Below are 15,266 nucleotides of genomic sequence, written 5' to 3' on the forward strand. Positions count from 1 at the left end.
ATATTGTCCCGAGGTAACACCATTTGATCTTCATTTCGGGCGCGAATTTCATGATCGAATTCGTTTGATTTATCCCGCCGCGCCGTTATCGGCTTGCGGCGGAGCGGATCTCGCAACGGACCATCGTTCCCGGCGCGGCGCGACCCGGCCGGAGACGCGTTCGCGGGACGCCCGCACGACGGCGACCCGCGCGAGTTACCGGGGCGAGGTGGCGCGTCGCGCGAGGGCGCGACACACTCGAGACCATGGTTTCGATGTCATTGCGACGCGGCGCGACGGCGGGCCGGACGTGACCGCGCTGGCTCGCGGCGAGAACCGGCCCGCACCCGGTGACCGGATGACGGTCACCGTCACCTGCTCCGCGGCCGTCGACGTGTCCGCCCTGCTGCTGAACGCGGCGGGCCGGGTGCGCTCGGACGGCGATTTCGTGTTCTTCAACCAGCCGGCCGGCCCCGGCGTCACCTACCGGCACGGGCGCGGCGAGGGCGACATGGTCGACGTGCAGACCTCCGCACTACCCGCCGACGTGGACAAGGTCGTGGTCACCGCCAGCCTGGACGGCAGCGGCCCGCGCACTTTCGCGGGCGTCGGCTCGCTCACCGCGACCATTGGATCCGATTCCGGAACGGTCACCTTCCCGGTGACCGGGTTGAGTACCGAGGCCGCGGTTGTGTGCGTGGAGATCTATCGCCGCGGCGGTGGTTGGAAGATCCGCGCCGTCGGCCAGGGATACGACGACGGGCTCGCCGGTATCGCCAGGGCGTTCGGCGTGCAGGTCGACGACCCAGGGCCCGCGCAATCCCCGCCGCCGCCCGCCGCACCGGCGTACCCGGCAGCACCCCTGCCGTCATATCCAGCGCCACCGCCACCGGGGCATCAACCGAGCGGCGGCGCAGCGCCCGGCGGTCACCGCCCCCCGGCAGCTCCCGCCTACCCGGGCACCCCGCCGACCGGGTACGAACCACCGCCCGCGCCGGGATATCCCCAGTCCGGCCCGCCTTCGTCCGGCGCCTTTCCTTCCCCGCAGATGTCGACACCCCAGCAAGGAGCGCTGCCGATGCAGAGCGATCTGTTCAACCCGAGCCACGCCGAGGTCAGCGGCGTCGGTATCCAGAAACAGGGCGGCAAGATGGTCAAGGTCGGCCTCGCGGGCGAGGTCATGGCGCGCGCCGGATCGATGGTGGCCTACCAGGGCGACTTGCAGTTCCAGGCGCTCGGCTCCGGCGGCATCGGCCGCGCCATCCAGCAGCGGCTGACCGGCGAGGGCGTGCCGCTGATGAAGGTGTCCGGCCGCGGCGATCTCTTCCTGGCCAACTCCGCCTCCGACGTGCACATCATCGATCTCGACGGCAGCGACGGGCTCACCATCAACGGCTCGAACGTGCTGGCCTTCGACTCCACGCTGCGCTACGACATCAAGATGGTCCAAGGCGCGGCCGGGTTCGCCAGCAACGCGGGGCTCTTCAACTGCGTGTTCACCGGGCGCGGCCGGATCGCGATCACCACCCACGGCACACCGGTTGTTCTGAATGTCGACCAGCCGACCTACGCCGACCCGCAGGCCGCGGTGGCCTGGTCGTCCAGCTTGCAGACCGGCATCAAGCGCAACGACTCGTTCGGGCTCGGCAGGCTCATGGGTCGCAGCACCGGCGAAGGCATGACGCTGGCCTTCTCCGGTCGCGGTTTCGTCATCGTGCAACCCTCGGAGCTGCCGCCCGGCGGCATGCTCGGCGGCACCGGCGGTGGCCAGGAGGCGGGGCACAGCGGCGGCGTGCTTGGCGGACTGTTCGGCTAGTCGGTCCACTCCGCGCGGAGACCGGCGCGTCGACGGGCGCGCCGGTCAGCGCCGCGTCGAACAGCGGCCGGTCTCACGGCAGCGACGGGCGATCATGATCCGCGAGCGTCGCCCACACCACCTTGCCGACTGGCCAGCGCGGCGCGCATCCCCATGCCCGCGCCAGCGAGGCGACCACGTGCAAGCCGAACCTGGCCGGGTGCCCGGCGGCTGGTTCGCGCAGCATCGCCTCGTGCGGATCGGCGTCGGCCACCGCGATCGTGAGCAGCTCACCCTGGGATTCCAGGCTCAGCCCCAGTTCACCGAAGGCGTGCAACAGCGCGTTCTCCACCAGTTCGGTGGCCACCAGCAGCGCGTCGGTGCGCACCTGACCCACGTCCCAGCGATCGCACATGCGGGTCACGAATCGCCGGGCATGCATCGAGGAGATCGTGCTAGGCGCCAGTTCGATCGATGCCTCCTGCCGCGCGGGCGCCGCAGGCAGCGCACGCAGCGCGGCCTCGACGGACTCGAAAGCGGGCACCCGGTGCCTGGCCGCGACGGTGGCCGTCGGATTCGCGAGTCCGTTGGCGACCAGCACGATCGGCACGTCCGGCCAGTCGCTGACCCGAACCCGCGCGGACGCGCACGCTGTCGCCACCGCGTCCTCGACCAGATCGAGGTCGTCGACCGCGACGATCACCGCGCGCGGACGGTCGACGGCATAGCGCACCAGATCGTCGCCGAAACGGCGGCAACCGTCCCAGTCCAGAACCCCGCTGGGCCGGAGTACCGTACAACCGGCCAGTTCGGAAGGGCGCCAGAAGAGTGCGCCGCTACGGAACCCGGACATTCGCTCTCCGCCCAGACCGTGCCGCTCGGCGGCGCGCGGGCGGTGGCCTATCCCGCTCACGCCGCGGCCGGCTGAGCCAGCCGGGCGCGGTGTGGCGTGTCGAGGCGCTCGGCGATGTCGACGAACAGGTTCCGAGTCACGCTGAGCTGAATCATCGCGCACGCCTTTCTCTTTGTTTCGGTCCGTGTCACAGACGGGCTACCCAGCTTCGGAGCGTCGAATCGGAAGACGCGCATGTCACTCCGGCCGGATTTGCCTCGGTCGTCCTCCGGGTTTCCGGTGGAGTCTGCCGGGCACCCGGTGGGCATGGACGACGTCAACGAGAAGCGCCCCCACTCCACGGTCACCGAGGACGATCTGCGCGAGCTGCTCGCCGCCGGTCCTGACTCGTGCCTTGTGCTGCTCGAGGGGCACGTGGAAGTAGCCGAGGTCGCCGGGGACGGTCTGACCATCGCCACCCGCGACGAGGTGGCGGGCCGCACCGGAGCCAAGCCGGACAGGACTCGGTTGAGCGAAGTGGCGGCGGAACTCTCCAGCGAGATCCGGCTCCAAGGCGCCTGAGGTCGCGTCCTCCCCGGCCGACCGCTCGCCGCGCGGTCGGCGGACGAGCGGTGCGCCCGATCCGATGTACCGTGACGTATGGGCCTGTCTCGTCGGCAGCTGTTGAGATTCGGCGCCGCGGGATCGGCAGCGGTACTCGTGGGCGCCTCGGCGGCGAGCAGCGGGCGGTTCCGCACGCCGCGCTGGTCGGACGATCCGTTCACGCTCGGGATCGCCTCGGGCGATCCGACACCGGACGGCGTCGTTCTGTGGACCCGGCTGGCGCCGGACCCGTTGGCCCCCGATGGCCACGGCGGCATGATGAATCATCCGGTGACCGTCGACTACGAGGTCGCCGACGACGAGCTCTTCCGCCGGGTGGTTGTTCGCGGCTCCGCCGTCGCGACCCGCGAACTGGCGCACAGCGTGCACCCGGAGATCAACGGACTCGCACCGGATCGCTGGTACTACTACCGTTTCCGCGCCGGGTCGGTGATCTCGCCGGTCGGGCGCACGCGCACCGCGCCGCCGCCGGGGCTGCCGACGGCGCGCATCCGATTCGGCTTCGCGTCCTGCCAGTCGTGGAGTTCCGGCTACTACACCGCCTACGAGCACTTGGCGCGCGAGGACTTGGATCTGGTGGTGCACCTGGGCGACTACATCTACGAGCGCGGGTGGATCCAAGGCCGCCAAGGACTTTCGGCGGGCCATGAGTTTCGGGACGAGGCCGTCGACCTGCCCACCTATCGGCTGCGCTACGCCCTGTACAAGGCCGAGCAGCCCTTGCGTGACGCGCACGCCGCGTTTCCGTGGCTGGTCACCATGGACGATCACGAGGTCGACAACAACTGGGCGGCCGACTCGCCCGGTCTCGGCATCGACATCCACCGCGTCCCCGCGCTGTTCCGTCGCCGCCGTGCCGCCGCCTTCCAGGCGATGTACGAACATCAGCCGTTGCGGATCGCCCAATTACCGCGCGGTTCCGGCATGCACCTGCACCGCCGCTATCGTTTCGGCGACCTCGCCGAGATCACCATGCTGGACACCAGGCAGTACCGGACACCGCAGGCGTGCGGCGGCGACGTCGCCGCGGGCTGCGACGAGCGCTTCGATCCGGATCGCACGATTCTGGGTGCCAGGCAACGGGATTGGCTGCTGGAGGGTTTCGCCTCGTCGCCCGCACGCTGGCAGATCGTCGGCAATCAGGTCGGCATGAGCCAGACCGACAGCGATCCCGGGCCTGGCCTGGCCGTGTCCACCGACTCCTGGGACGGGTACGTGGCCGACCGCAACACCGTGCTCGGTGCGGCCGCCGACCGCGGCGTCCGCAATGTGGTGGTGATCACCGGCGACCGGCATCAGAACCACGCCGCCCGGCTGCGCCGCGATTACGCCGATCCCGAATCACCGGTGGTAGCAGCGGAATTCACCGGCACCTCGATCACCAGCGGTGGCGACGGCGCGGACATGAACGACATCGGACGACGTCTGCTCGCCGCCAATCCCGATCTCGCGTTCTTCAACGCGCAGCGCGGCTACGTCCGCGTCGAGCTCGACCACGGCATGTGGCGCAACGACTTCCGCGTGGTGCCCTACATCCGCCGCCAGGGTGCCCCCATCCACACCCGCGCGAGCTTCGTCGTGCAGGACGGGGTGCCCGGCGTCCAGGAGGCGTGGCGGCCGCAGCCTCCGGTGGAGCCCGCGCCGGAAACCGACGTCAGCGCGGGACCCACCAGGGGAACCCGCTGAATCTCATCGGTGGGCGGCGTCGTACCAGTGGTGCGGTATCGACCAATCCCACTGCTGCTCCGGGGTGTCCGCACGGAGCCATTCGTCGTGACAGCGGGTCGAACCGCCGACGCTCACGCCATGGAGCAGCAGTCCGCGTACCAGGTGCCGCCACACGGTGGACATGCGCGCTCGCATCGTTACCTCCTCGGCCGGGCCCGAATTCGGGCCAGAATACGTGCGCGTGCCGGGGCGTGGAGGCGAATTCGACGATCGCGCTCGCTCCGTGGATCAGCCGAGAGCGAGGGTGGTGATCGGCGTCGACGTCGGCTGCGGCGAGCCGTCGGGCGGCTCGATAGTGATCGCCAGGATGTCCGTCGGCAGGAACCGGGTGACGAACGGCGCGTCCGGCGCGGGCAGCTGCGGCAGCACACCGGCCGAGCGCGGAGCGCCTTCCGGCGGCACCAGCCACAGCTGATAGGACTGTCCTCGCACCGGCCCCGCGACACCGTCGAAGTTGACCGTCGCCGCTCCGAGCTGCGCGGAGGTGGTCACCAGCAGCGCGCCGCCGCCCTCGACCGCCGCCGAGCGGGTCCTGGTGTCGGGCTGTTCCTGCACCAGCTGGGCCGTCACCTCGAAGCTGGGCGATCCGGTGTCGCGGTCGACGAAGAACACGGCTCCGGCTCCCGCGCCCAGCGCGACGATGAGCGCGGCGGCGGCCGCGAGCCAGCGCCACCCCGCACGGAGCGACCGCGGATCCGCCGGTCCGTCGACGGCGGACAGGATGGCGATCTCCAGGTCCGCGGGCGGGGCGACGCTGTCGACCACCGTCATCGCCGCGACCGTCTCGCGGACGCCGCGCACGGTGTTCTCGAAGGCGGCGGCGGTCACCGCGTCGGCCGCGTGCACCCGCTGGTCGATGGCCGCGCGCTCCTCGGCGCTCACGGCGTCCATCGCATAGGGGAAGGCCAGATCGAGCAGGTCCGGGTCGGGAGACTCGGCGTCGATCAACCGGGTTCACCTCCGCTCAGGCAGGTCGCCAGCCGCCGCAGTCCGTCGCGAATTCGGCTCTTGGCGGTGGGCAGCGGGATATCGAGCTGGTCGGCGACCTCGCGGTAGGTGCGCCCGCTGTAATAGGCCAGCGCCAAGGCCTCCCGCTGGGTGCTGGTCAGTGTGCCGAGGCACTCGAGCACCAATTCTTCGTCCAGGCGCTGGCCGACCTCCTCGGCGACGATGTCGTGGTCGCGCCCGAGGTGGCTGTGGCCGTAGACGATGTCCCGGTCGGCGGTGGACTGTTCGGTGCGGACGCGGTCGACCGCGCGCCGGTGCGTGAGCATCATCAGCCAGCCGATGGGACTGGCCCTGGTGCGGTCGTACCGTTCGGCCGTCGACCACGCCTGGAGGTAGACCTCCTGGGTGATCTCCTCCGCCGCCGCCTGGCTGCGCGCGATGCGCACCGCGAGGCCGAAGACCCGATGGCTGGTCGCGCGGTAGAACTCGGTGAAGGCTTCCCGGTCGCCGGATCCGACGGCGGCCAGCAGATCCGCGAGCCGTCGACTACGTTCGGCCGCCGCGCCCGCCTCTCGGGTGGAGCATTGCGTGGCGCGCGCGCCGTTTTCCCCCGCGTACCGGCGCAGCCGGATCAGGCCGCGCTTCCCCGCCTCATCGGACATTCTTCGCCTTTTCCCGCATAAGAGGTGCTTCGCTGCGGATCCGAATATGGATGGGTGTGATGCGGAAAAATTTCGCGGGACGGTTCCCTCGCCCGGTGACGGCTCTACTTCGACGCGGTGATCCGCGGGAAGGGGTTGTCCGCTTCGAGGAGATAGCCGATCTCCAGGAGGGTGCGCTCGTCTCCGTATGCGGCACTGCACATTACGCCTACGGGCAGCCCGTTGGCACCGAGACCCATTGGCACCGAGATGGCGGGCGATCCGGTGACATTGTTCATCGGCGTATAGCCGGCGTAGCGACGCAAACGGTCGATGAGTTCGTCGGCGGGCACCGTCGGACTCAGGTAGCCCAGCGGCGGGACGGTGTGGGTGGTCACCGGGGATAGCACGATGTCGTAGCGGGTGAAGACGCGGTCGTAGATCCGCTTCGCCCGGCGCAGCCGGTACAGCGCCGCCGGGCTGCCGACGAAACGTTCGCGGTGGTATCGCGCCAACCCCTTGGTCAGATCGTCGAGGGCGGCGCGATCGAACGAGCGGCCGTGCGTGATCTTGCCGGTCAGCAGCGCCATATGCGCCAGCAGCGCCCAGTACAGCAGGAAATCGTCGGCGTATCGCCTCGCGAACGGCACGCCCATCGCTTCGACCCGATGACCCGCTTGCTCCAGCGACTTCGCGGCCCGCTCGACGGCCATGCGACTCTCGGCGTCCGGCTCGTCACCGGTCCCCGACCCGAGCAGCAGACCGGTGCGCAGCTGCCGATTGTTCGGCCCCTCGACCAGCCCGACGGGAGCCAGCCGCGGGTTGCGCCAATAACGTTCGGCCGCAGCGGTATACGCCGCCGTGTCGCGTACCGTTCGGGTGAGCACGCCCTCGGAGACCAGCCTGATCGGAAGCTGACGGGCTTGGGCATTGTCCAGATGCCGGGCCCGGGTCGGCTTCAGCGCGACCAGTCCCGCGCAGGCGGCGGGGATACGCAACGATCCACCGCCGTCGTTTCCGTGCGCCACCGGCACCACGCCCGCGGCGACCAGCGCGGCGCCGCCGCCGGAGGATCCGCCGACCGAGTAATCCGGATTCCACGGATTGACGGTCGGCTCCCCGGTCTGGAATTCGGTGGTCGGACTGAGCCCGAACTCCGGCATCCGGGTCTTGCCGATCAGCGTCACGCCGGTGCTCAGGAACTGCCTGGTGTACGCGTCGTCGCGCGCGGCGATCCGAGGGCGGAACGCGATACTCCCGTGACAGGTCGGCATCCCGGCCACATCGGCGTTGTCCTTCATCAGCGTCGGCACCCCGTACCACACGCCCGAACGTTTCCGCGCGTACCGCGGCGGATCGAAGCACTCGTGCTGGATGGCGTGCAGCGCCGGTTCCACCCGCTCGGCGCGCACGATCGCCGCCCTGGCCAGTTCCTCCGGGCTCACCTCGCCGGACCGAATCGCCGCCGCCAGGCCGACGGCATCGTGGTCGGCCAGGGCGTCGTCGGTAAACGCGTGCACACGGTCAGCCATAACAGCGCTCACAAAGGTGGTCTTGGTTCACCGGACCTTAGGTAGACGACTGTCCAGTTTTTCGTGATGTTACGCCCACGCCGCCGGGCGCGAGGTACTTCTGCCCGCATTCGCGACAGGGGGCCTCGGACGCGGGCATGCACCCGGCACGCTCGGCCACTGGCGGTGGGGCGGCAGGTGCGGAAGCCCTGGACCGGCCCGCTGGTGGGGCGTGCGTCATCGATTTCGACGGCCAAGTGCGGCCAGGGCGAGGTCGACCGGATCGGCTCCCCGAGCGCCCGCCCATCCATCGGCGGCAAGCCGTCGTCCGGGCGGAGGTAGACGGTCGTCCCCGCGGCGTCGTCTGGCGCGGCGGGGGTCAGGTCGGTGACGGGCACACCGTACTCGTAGCGCTGGGCCCAGGCACCGCTGCGACGGCGATTGGTGTGCACGAGCCATGGGCTGAGGGTCGCGACGACGGAGATGCCGCGCCGAGATGGCCCGTCGGGCGCTACGAAAACCGTTCGCCCGATCAGGATCGGTTCAAGGTCAGGTCGAACGCGGCGATGTGGAAGCCGGCATCGGTGACGGCGGCAGAGGTATCCGTGAAGCGCTTCCCGCGCAGGATGTTTCGCACGAAGTCACGGACGGCGGCGGGCTGCGCGTCCAGGCTCGCGAGCAGATCAGCAGACAGTTCGATGGTCCCGTCGAATTGCCTTGTCTGACTGCTGATTCCCGGTTCCTGCGGCGTCTGGCGCAGCCCGTCGACAGTGTGCAGTATCAAGTCGAGCCCACTGCCGTCGCCGAACGCGATTCGCAGCGGAGTCGGGCTCACCGCCGCGTCGAAGGCGCGCACCTGCGCACTCCACCCCTGGGGCGAGACACCCTGGTAGTCGTACGGTGACGGGGCCGCCAGCGTGTCCACCGAGCGGTCCGTAGCCGAGTTCTCCAGCACGGTCCCGGCGAGGGGTTGGTCGGTGGCGACGAAGGTCCACGACTCGTCGCTGAGTCGCTTTGTCCAGAAACCGTTTCGACCACCGGCGCGGCCTTCGACGCGCAGCTCCCGCGCCGCCGAGCCGGGACCGGTCTTGTGGACGGAGATGCGGTCGGTGATCTCCCCGGGCACCTTCGGCTGCCGCACCCAGTCCGGCGCGGGCAGCTGAATGGCGGCGTAGCGGCCGTCCACCCGTTCGGCGAGCATGTCGGGAGCCTCGGACAGTCCGCGCTGATCCTCGTAGGAGTAGCGGAAGAACACCTTGTCGGCGCCCGAGATGTCGAAATCGTAAAGGCGCGTGTAGAAGTCGCCGAAACGGTTGACGATGAGCGAGGTCGACGCGCTCGTCGACAGCGCGACCGCCTGGAACCGGCCACCGTGCGGGGTGGCCATCTCGTAGCTGTGATCCACCGGCAGCCACGGATCGACGTATTGGATGCGCTGTCCGTCGTGGGTGAGCGCGAACACGTGCGACACCTTCGCCCCGCCGACGGGGTGATCATTGCCCGCCGTATCCCGCCAGACGTGGTCCTCGTTGGGCGAGAGCACCGACCAGGTCCAGGCGAGCGTGCCCGGTGGCAGCGTGTTTCCGGGGCCGGTCCACAACGGGGTTCCGTAGCGGCTGCTCCAGTTCCAGTCCCGGGGCGCGCTGAGCGCGTGGTCCATGGTGAAGAAGCGGCCGTCCCGGTCGATCGCCATCACTTCGTCGTCGTCGGCGGAGACTCCGGCGACGCGGCCCGCCAGACAGCCGGGAAGTTCGACGGTGCGCCAACCACCCCGGGCGGCAGCCTCTTTCACGTAGACCTGGCCGCCGCGAGTGGCGAATGTCCAACGCCGGTTGAACGACTCCGCCGTGGTGCGGAACCAGACCTGCTCGGGCAGGTCGACGTCGGCCGGGGCCAACGCCTCCAGCCCGGCGGTGGATTCATCGACCGTCACCTCCGGCGTGCCGACAGTGCCCACCGGCGCGCAGCCGGGATCCGCCACGGTCACGGAAAGTGTTGTCATGCTCGCGAATACCAGGCCGGTCACGGCGAGAACGGCGGTGCGCCCGATGGCGCGCCCGGACATCACAGCCACCCCGCGGCGCCGAAAGCGATGAGAGCCAGCGCGTCGATGCCAAAGATCGCGCCGACGACAAGGACTTTGGACCGCACTGACCGCAGGTCGTGCACGTAGAAGCACGCCGCGAAGAACGGCACGTAGCCGATCAGCCAGATGAGGAACGGGAAACTCGGTTGCCACCACGACCATTCCCAGGTGAGCACACCGGCCTTGTTGAGCAGCACCTCGATGCCAACCGCCGCGGCGGAGTTCGCCGCGATGAGAACCGGCCGGTTGGGCAAGCCGAAGATCCGGGTCTCGCGCGGCGGAAGCATCTTCGCCGCCGCGACCCCCATGATCGCGAACATGAAGCAGATCTCGATATTGAGACCGATCAGGATCTGATACGCGGTCGGCCCGGCCGCGCCCCACACCGGTGCGCGATCGGAGAAATGGAAGACCAACGCGTTCCAGATCTCGTTGAACCAGTCCATGCCCCACAGCGCCAGCCCGGCGAACAGCACATCCCAGTTCCGCCGCTCCACTTCCACGGCATAGACGTAGATGACGAGCAGCAAGAGCGGAATGACATACCACTTGAACTCGCTCGCGTCACGCAGACTCTCGAGCGCCGCCCGGCTGGTGTCGGTCACCGACACACCTCCCTGCTCATGATCATCGAACCGGGCGAGTATGTTACAAATCAACACTGAACGTCAACCTGTAATTCCGATCCGCGAGACAAGAGCATGCGATGCGACGCGGCCAGGAACCGGCCGCGCCGCGACTCGCGGCCGACATCGCCGAAGCAGAGATTCCGATTTCCGCTTCTTTCAAGCAGTTTCGGCAGCTGCCGCACCGGCCACGCCGACTCCGATCGACCTGGCCGATGGACCGATGCGTCGCACGCGAGGCAAGGGCGCCGGCAGGCTACGACCCCTCACTCACCTTCCGTACGCGCCAAGGCGGATTCGGAGGCCCGGGCGACGTCCATGTCGATCTCCTGGATCTGGATCGTCACGCCGTCCGGATCGACGACCCGCAGGCTGCGGCCGAAGTCCTCCCCAAAGATCTCGTAGTCGTAACCCTTCTCACGCAACCGGCTCGCGATCACCTCGAGCTTTTCGTCGGTCGCGAATCCCAGTTCGACCGATCCGGCCGGGCGACCCTTCGACACCGAGAAGTCGTGCAACCCGACCGCACCGGCTCCAGCCGAAAGTTGCGCCCACACATTGACACTGGCGTCGGCGTCGAACTCGAGACCGAGACCGGCGTAGAACTCTCGGCACGCTTGCACATCCGAGACGTACCTGATGGGCAGAACAGTCAGCATCTCTTCCTCCTCTTCCGGAACGGACGGACCAACTATGGAGCTGCGGCCACGCACCACGCCCTTTTCCGCCGGAGGAACGCCGGAATCCGACTCCCGCACGGCCGACGCGGCGGAATCCGACATGCGACAACCTCATCCGATCCGGTTACTGGTTGCACCCCGGCTCAATGTCCCCGCGCGTGCGCCGCACACCTGATCGGCTCCGCCGCGGTGGATCTCGGAGACGAAGGCGATGGCGTTTCGGCGGACCTGCCATAGTCGGGCAACGAAGTGGCGTCACGGTTCCGCAGAAAACGCTCCACCGCGCCGAGCGCCTTCGTCAGCGGTACCCGGGCGACGGCGTCACGGACGCGCCGACCGCCGGCGGTCTTGGGAATCATGAGGCGGACGTTGGGGCCGATCCGCTGTCGCATGTCGACCAGCGGGCGGTGCACGGACTCATAGCGGCCGAAGGCGACGCGGTGGTCACCGCCCGCGGCGGCCAGTTCTCCGGCGAGGCGGTAGGCGCCGACCAGCGCGAGCTCCGCGCCCGCCCCCGAAGCGGGAGACGCGCACCATGAGGCGTCGCCCACGAGCGCGATGCGACCGGCCGACCAGGTGGGCATGCGCACCTGGGCCAGAGCGTCGAAGTAGGACTCGGGATCGGCCAGCGCCGAGTCGAGCAACTGCGCGGTCCGCCATGCCCGCTCGCCTGCGAAGCGCTCGCGGACCAAGCGCTTGTGCTCGGCGATGTCACGGTGGTCGTACTCCAGTAGCGGGGAACGGAACATGAAGTAGGCCTTGGCCTGGGCGTGGTTTCCCGACCGATAGATGCCGGCCATCCTGCCCGGGGTGTTGAACATAGTCACCCACCGGTCCTCGCCGAGGGATGCCTCAGCGTCGGCGAAGGCGAAGTAGTGGTCCGCGAACCGGAGGAACTCTTCCTCGGGCCCGAAGGCCAGGCGACGAACATGAGAATGCATGCCGTCCGCGCCGACGACCAGATCGAAGCGGCGGGTCCGCGCGTGCTCGAAGGTCACCGTGACGCCGTCGTCGTCCTGTTCCATCGTGCGAATCGAGTCGCCGAACAGGTAATCGACGTCGGTCACCTCGCGCAGTAGCGCGACCAGGTCACCGCGCATTATCTCGACGGCGTTCGGATTTCGGATGTCGATGCGAGCTACGGCGCGGTCGTCGGCGTCGACGAACTTCATGCCGTGAACGTCGGTGGCGCGCCCGCGGATTCGCGACCCGATCCCCATCCGCTCGACCACCTCGACGGCATGCTCGCGCACATCGACCCCGTTGCCGCCGTCGCGCAACGCTGGCGCGCGTTCGACCACGGTGGGGCGGAATCCGTGCCGGGCCAGCCAATGGGCGAGAGTCAGGCCGGCGACGCTCGCGCCGGAGATCAGGATTCGCTCGTTCATGAGACGTTCTCCCCCTCACGTAGGATAAGTGAAATACACGTTCCAGATAATTATGTGGAAGGGAGATTCCACTTGTCAACGCGTGCCGGATCCCCGCGCCGGGCCGATGCTCTGCGCAACCGTCAGCTCGCCTTGGACGCCGCCACCGCACTGCTGGCCGAGCCAGGAGCGACGCTCACCGTCGAGGCGATCGCGAAGCAGGCCGGCCTGGGAATGGCGACTGTCGTAAGAACTTTCGGCGGCAAGGACGCTCTCCTGGACGCCGCGGTCTCCGGACTGCTCGAACCGGTCGTTCGCCGCGCTCGCGACCTGCTCGCCGAGACGACACCCGCCCGAGCGCTGCAAACCTTCCTGCGGGAACTGATCGCTTTCCAAGGCGCGCACCACGCGATCAGCGACCAACTCGGCGGCCTCGAACTACCCGCCACCACAGCCCTGCGCGGTGATCTGGTCGCCGTCGTGCGCGAGATGATCGAGCTCGCGCAGCGCGACGGGACGATCCGTGACGACCTGTCGGCGACCACCATCACCGCGCTCATGGGCCCCACCGCCCTGGCGATCGCTCGATCGCGCCCGACGTCCGAGGAGCTCGTCGACGCCTACCTCACCGTGGTGCTGGAAGGCCTTCGCCTTCGGACATGACCACTTCGACGGATCCGAGCACGCGTCGTGACCATTGAGCATGCTTCGTTCGCTGTGCAAGACTGCACTGGTGGCCGAAACCGCTGAACTAGTTACCAACGTTTCCGACACCGCGCGCTGGGTGGCCGCCTTCCGCGCTGTCGAATCCGCCCGCCCCGATGCCCTTTTCCACGATCCCCTCGCCGATCGGGTCGCCGGGGATCGGGGCCGCGCCATCGCAGGCCGCACCCCGCTCTTGATGCACAACGGCTGGAATCTGGTCACCCGGACCAAACTCATCGACGACCTGATCATGAAGACCATCGAGCAGGGCTGCGATCGGGTGCTGAACATGGCCGCGGGTATGGATACCCGCCCGTACCGGCTGGATCTGCCGTCCGAATTCCCTTGGATAGAGGCGGATCTCCCCGCATTGGTCGAGGAGAAGAACGAGCTGCTGGCCGGGGAGTCGCCGCGCTGCGCGCTCACCCGCACGGCGGTGGATCTCGCCGATCCCGAGGCGCGGAGCAAGTTCTTGGACGAGGCCCTCGCGGGCGCCGAGCGCGCGCTCGTACTCACCGAGGGTCTGATCTACTACCTCTCCGACGACGATGTCACCGGTTTGGCCGCCGCCCTGGCTCGTCCCGAAATCGCTTGGTGGGCATTGGATGTCAACAACCAGGCGATCGTGAAGCGGATGAGCAAGGCCACCACCGAACTGCTGGCCAACGCCCCGTGGCAGTTCGGTCCGGTCGATCCGCTGCGCTTTTTCGCCGGCCTCGACTGGACGGCCGACGAGGTGGAACATCTGGCCTCGGCGGCGCACCGGTTCCACCGGCTGCCCTGGTTCATGAAGCCGGCCACGCTCTTCCCGCAGCCCGATCCTCGCAAGCCGATCCAAAAGGCTTGGAAGCCTTGGAGTTCGGTCGTGCGGCTCAGGTACACACCACCGAGCCGCTAGCTCGCGAGCCCAAGCCCTCGAAGCGCACCACCTCCGGCACCCGGCGGTGGTGCGTATCCGTGCCGTAACGAAAGGCTGCCTGCCCCATGGGTAATAGCTGGCTACGTCGCCTGTCCCCCTCCGCCGGGGATGGATTGCACAAGCTGTTCTGCTTTCCGCACGCCGGTGGCTCCGCGATATCTTTCGGCCCGTTGGCCAAGTGCCTCGGACCGGAATACGAGGTCGTCGCCATTCAGTACCCGGGACGGCAAGACAGAAGACACGAGCCGCTCGTCGGCAGCATTCCAGGTCTCGTCGACGGCCTGCTTCCCGAGCTGAGAGAAGCGGTCGATGATGCCGAGAATTTCTCCATCTTCGGGCACAGCATGGGATCTGTCGTAGCTTTCGAGACGTGTATGCGGCTCGAGCACGAATTGGGCGCGCGAGCGAAAGTTCTGTTCGCCTCCGGTCGGCGCGCGCCTTCGGCGGCGCTACCCGAGCCGCGTATGCATCTGCTGAGCGATCGAGAACTCGGTGAGCACCTACTGCAGTTCGGCGGTACACCGGCGGCGCTGCTCGAGGATCCCGAATTTCGAGAACTGATCCTGTCCATCGTCAGGAACGACTACCGAGCCATCGAGACTTACCAGTGCAGTCCGGACGCGATGGTCGGCAGCCCTATCGTCGCGATCGTCGGCGATCGTGATCCGGACGCGAGTCTCGCGCAGATCGAGGCATGGGGCTCGCACACCTCTGGAGGCTTTGCAGCGCAACCATTTCCGGGCGGGCATTTCTTCATCGATGCGAACTGCCGAGCGGTAGGAAAGCTGATCCGCGATCACTGCGCTCGAGCGCTGTCGGCCTAGG

The 15,266-nt window shown here is 68.4% G+C and carries 15 protein-coding genes; 6 read left to right on the plus strand and 9 right to left on the minus strand.

Annotation, left to right across the window (positions count from 1 at the left end; translation table 11 throughout):
* Positions 1-337 precede the first annotated feature (337 nt).
* On the plus strand, positions 338-1,795 hold the full coding sequence (locus NX1_RS12175; protein WP_068057859.1) for an AIM24 family protein: 1,458 nt from the start codon (positions 338-340) through the stop codon (positions 1,793-1,795).
* 73 nt (positions 1,796-1,868) lie between these two features.
* Here NX1_RS12175 and NX1_RS12180 read toward each other — a convergent pair whose 3' ends face one another.
* A complete protein-coding gene (locus NX1_RS12180) occupies positions 1,869-2,627 on the minus strand; it encodes an ATP-binding protein (protein WP_084501352.1) in 759 nt (252 codons plus the stop codon).
* Between the two features lie 306 nt (positions 2,628-2,933).
* On the opposite strand from NX1_RS12180, the gene NX1_RS12185 reads away from it, so the two are divergent.
* Together NX1_RS12185 and NX1_RS12190 are read left to right on the plus strand one after the other, a co-directional pair.
* Complete coding sequence (locus tag NX1_RS12185; RefSeq protein ID WP_068057736.1) at positions 2,934-3,188, plus strand: hypothetical protein; 255 nt, start codon at positions 2,934-2,936, stop codon at positions 3,186-3,188.
* Between the two features lie 78 nt (positions 3,189-3,266).
* On the plus strand, positions 3,267-4,916 hold the full coding sequence (locus NX1_RS12190) for an alkaline phosphatase D family protein (RefSeq protein ID WP_068057740.1): 1,650 nt from the start codon (positions 3,267-3,269) through the stop codon (positions 4,914-4,916).
* 3 nt (positions 4,917-4,919) lie between these two features.
* Here NX1_RS12190 and NX1_RS36160 read toward each other — a convergent pair whose 3' ends face one another.
* The 8 genes from NX1_RS36160 to NX1_RS12225 form a co-directional block, all read right to left on the minus strand.
* Positions 4,920-5,093, minus strand: coding sequence for a hypothetical protein (locus NX1_RS36160; protein ID WP_157119688.1), 174 nt, complete (start codon positions 5,091-5,093; stop codon positions 4,920-4,922).
* 93 nt (positions 5,094-5,186) lie between these two features.
* Complete coding sequence (locus tag NX1_RS12195; protein WP_084501353.1) at positions 5,187-5,906, minus strand: anti-sigma factor; 720 nt, start codon at positions 5,904-5,906, stop codon at positions 5,187-5,189.
* The gene (gene sigK, locus NX1_RS12200) at positions 5,903-6,568 is read right to left on the minus strand and encodes an ECF RNA polymerase sigma factor SigK (RefSeq protein ID WP_084501354.1); all 666 of its coding nucleotides are present in this window, start codon (positions 6,566-6,568) and stop codon (positions 5,903-5,905) included. The genes NX1_RS12195 and sigK overlap by 4 nt, the downstream gene beginning before the upstream one ends.
* A gap of 104 nt (positions 6,569-6,672) precedes the next feature.
* Entirely contained in the window at positions 6,673-8,079 is a 1,407-nt protein-coding gene (locus NX1_RS12205) for an amidase (RefSeq protein WP_068057743.1), read from the minus strand.
* Positions 8,080-8,590: 511 nt separating this feature from the next.
* On the minus strand, positions 8,591-10,123 hold the full coding sequence (locus tag NX1_RS12210) for a hypothetical protein (RefSeq protein WP_157119689.1): 1,533 nt from the start codon (positions 10,121-10,123) through the stop codon (positions 8,591-8,593).
* Complete coding sequence (locus tag NX1_RS12215; protein WP_068057866.1) at positions 10,123-10,749, minus strand: AF_1327 family membrane protein; 627 nt, start codon at positions 10,747-10,749, stop codon at positions 10,123-10,125. Before NX1_RS12215 ends, NX1_RS12210 begins: the two co-directional genes overlap by 1 nt.
* Positions 10,750-11,036: 287 nt before the next feature.
* The gene (locus NX1_RS12220) at positions 11,037-11,552 is read right to left on the minus strand and encodes a VOC family protein (RefSeq protein ID WP_218024106.1); all 516 of its coding nucleotides are present in this window, start codon (positions 11,550-11,552) and stop codon (positions 11,037-11,039) included.
* A 41-nt stretch (positions 11,553-11,593) separates the two neighbouring features.
* Positions 11,594-12,838, minus strand: coding sequence for an FAD-dependent monooxygenase (locus NX1_RS12225; protein ID WP_068057747.1), 1,245 nt, complete (start codon positions 12,836-12,838; stop codon positions 11,594-11,596).
* Between the two features lie 72 nt (positions 12,839-12,910).
* Here NX1_RS12225 and NX1_RS12230 point away from each other — a divergent pair, with 72 nt between their 5' ends.
* The 3 genes from NX1_RS12230 to NX1_RS12240 all read left to right on the plus strand — a co-directional run bounded on the left by NX1_RS12230 (position 12,911) and on the right by NX1_RS12240 (position 15,265).
* The gene (locus NX1_RS12230; protein ID WP_169812220.1) at positions 12,911-13,480 is read left to right on the plus strand and encodes a TetR/AcrR family transcriptional regulator; all 570 of its coding nucleotides are present in this window, start codon (positions 12,911-12,913) and stop codon (positions 13,478-13,480) included.
* A gap of 70 nt (positions 13,481-13,550) precedes the next feature.
* Positions 13,551-14,420, plus strand: coding sequence for a class I SAM-dependent methyltransferase (locus tag NX1_RS12235; RefSeq protein WP_245668452.1), 870 nt, complete (start codon positions 13,551-13,553; stop codon positions 14,418-14,420).
* An 86-nt stretch (positions 14,421-14,506) separates the two neighbouring features.
* Positions 14,507-15,265: a thioesterase II family protein gene (locus tag NX1_RS12240; protein WP_068057753.1), complete on the plus strand. Its 759-nt coding sequence runs from the start codon at positions 14,507-14,509 to the stop codon at positions 15,263-15,265.
* Position 15,266: the final 1 nt, after the last annotated feature.

It is taken from the genome of Nocardia xishanensis NBRC 101358, assembly GCF_001613365.1.
Classification (GTDB): Bacteria; Actinomycetota; Actinomycetes; order Mycobacteriales; family Mycobacteriaceae; genus Nocardia; species Nocardia xishanensis.

Bases quoted from the DNA above. Each gene is read 5' to 3' on its own strand.
- NX1_RS12240 (WP_068057753.1), top strand. From the start codon at position 14,507: ATGGGTAATAGCTGGCTACGTCGCCTGTCCCCCTCCGCCGGGGATGGA.
- NX1_RS12210 (WP_157119689.1), bottom strand. From the start codon at position 10,123: ATGTCCGGGCGCGCCATCGGGCGCACCGCCGTTCTCGCCGTGACCGGC.
- NX1_RS12225 (WP_068057747.1), bottom strand. From the start codon at position 12,838: ATGAACGAGCGAATCCTGATCTCCGGCGCGAGCGTCGCCGGCCTGACT.
- NX1_RS12175 (WP_068057859.1), top strand. From the start codon at position 338: ATGACGGTCACCGTCACCTGCTCCGCGGCCGTCGACGTGTCCGCCCTG.
- NX1_RS12185 (WP_068057736.1), top strand. From the start codon at position 2,934: ATGGACGACGTCAACGAGAAGCGCCCCCACTCCACGGTCACCGAGGAC.
- NX1_RS12190 (WP_068057740.1), top strand. From the start codon at position 3,267: ATGGGCCTGTCTCGTCGGCAGCTGTTGAGATTCGGCGCCGCGGGATCG.
- NX1_RS36160 (WP_157119688.1), bottom strand. From the start codon at position 5,093: ATGCGAGCGCGCATGTCCACCGTGTGGCGGCACCTGGTACGCGGACTG.
- sigK (WP_084501354.1), bottom strand. From the start codon at position 6,568: ATGTCCGATGAGGCGGGGAAGCGCGGCCTGATCCGGCTGCGCCGGTAC.
- NX1_RS12205 (WP_068057743.1), bottom strand. From the start codon at position 8,079: ATGGCTGACCGTGTGCACGCGTTTACCGACGACGCCCTGGCCGACCAC.
- NX1_RS12180 (WP_084501352.1), bottom strand. From the start codon at position 2,627: ATGTCCGGGTTCCGTAGCGGCGCACTCTTCTGGCGCCCTTCCGAACTG.
- NX1_RS12220 (WP_218024106.1), bottom strand. From the start codon at position 11,552: ATGTCGGATTCCGCCGCGTCGGCCGTGCGGGAGTCGGATTCCGGCGTT.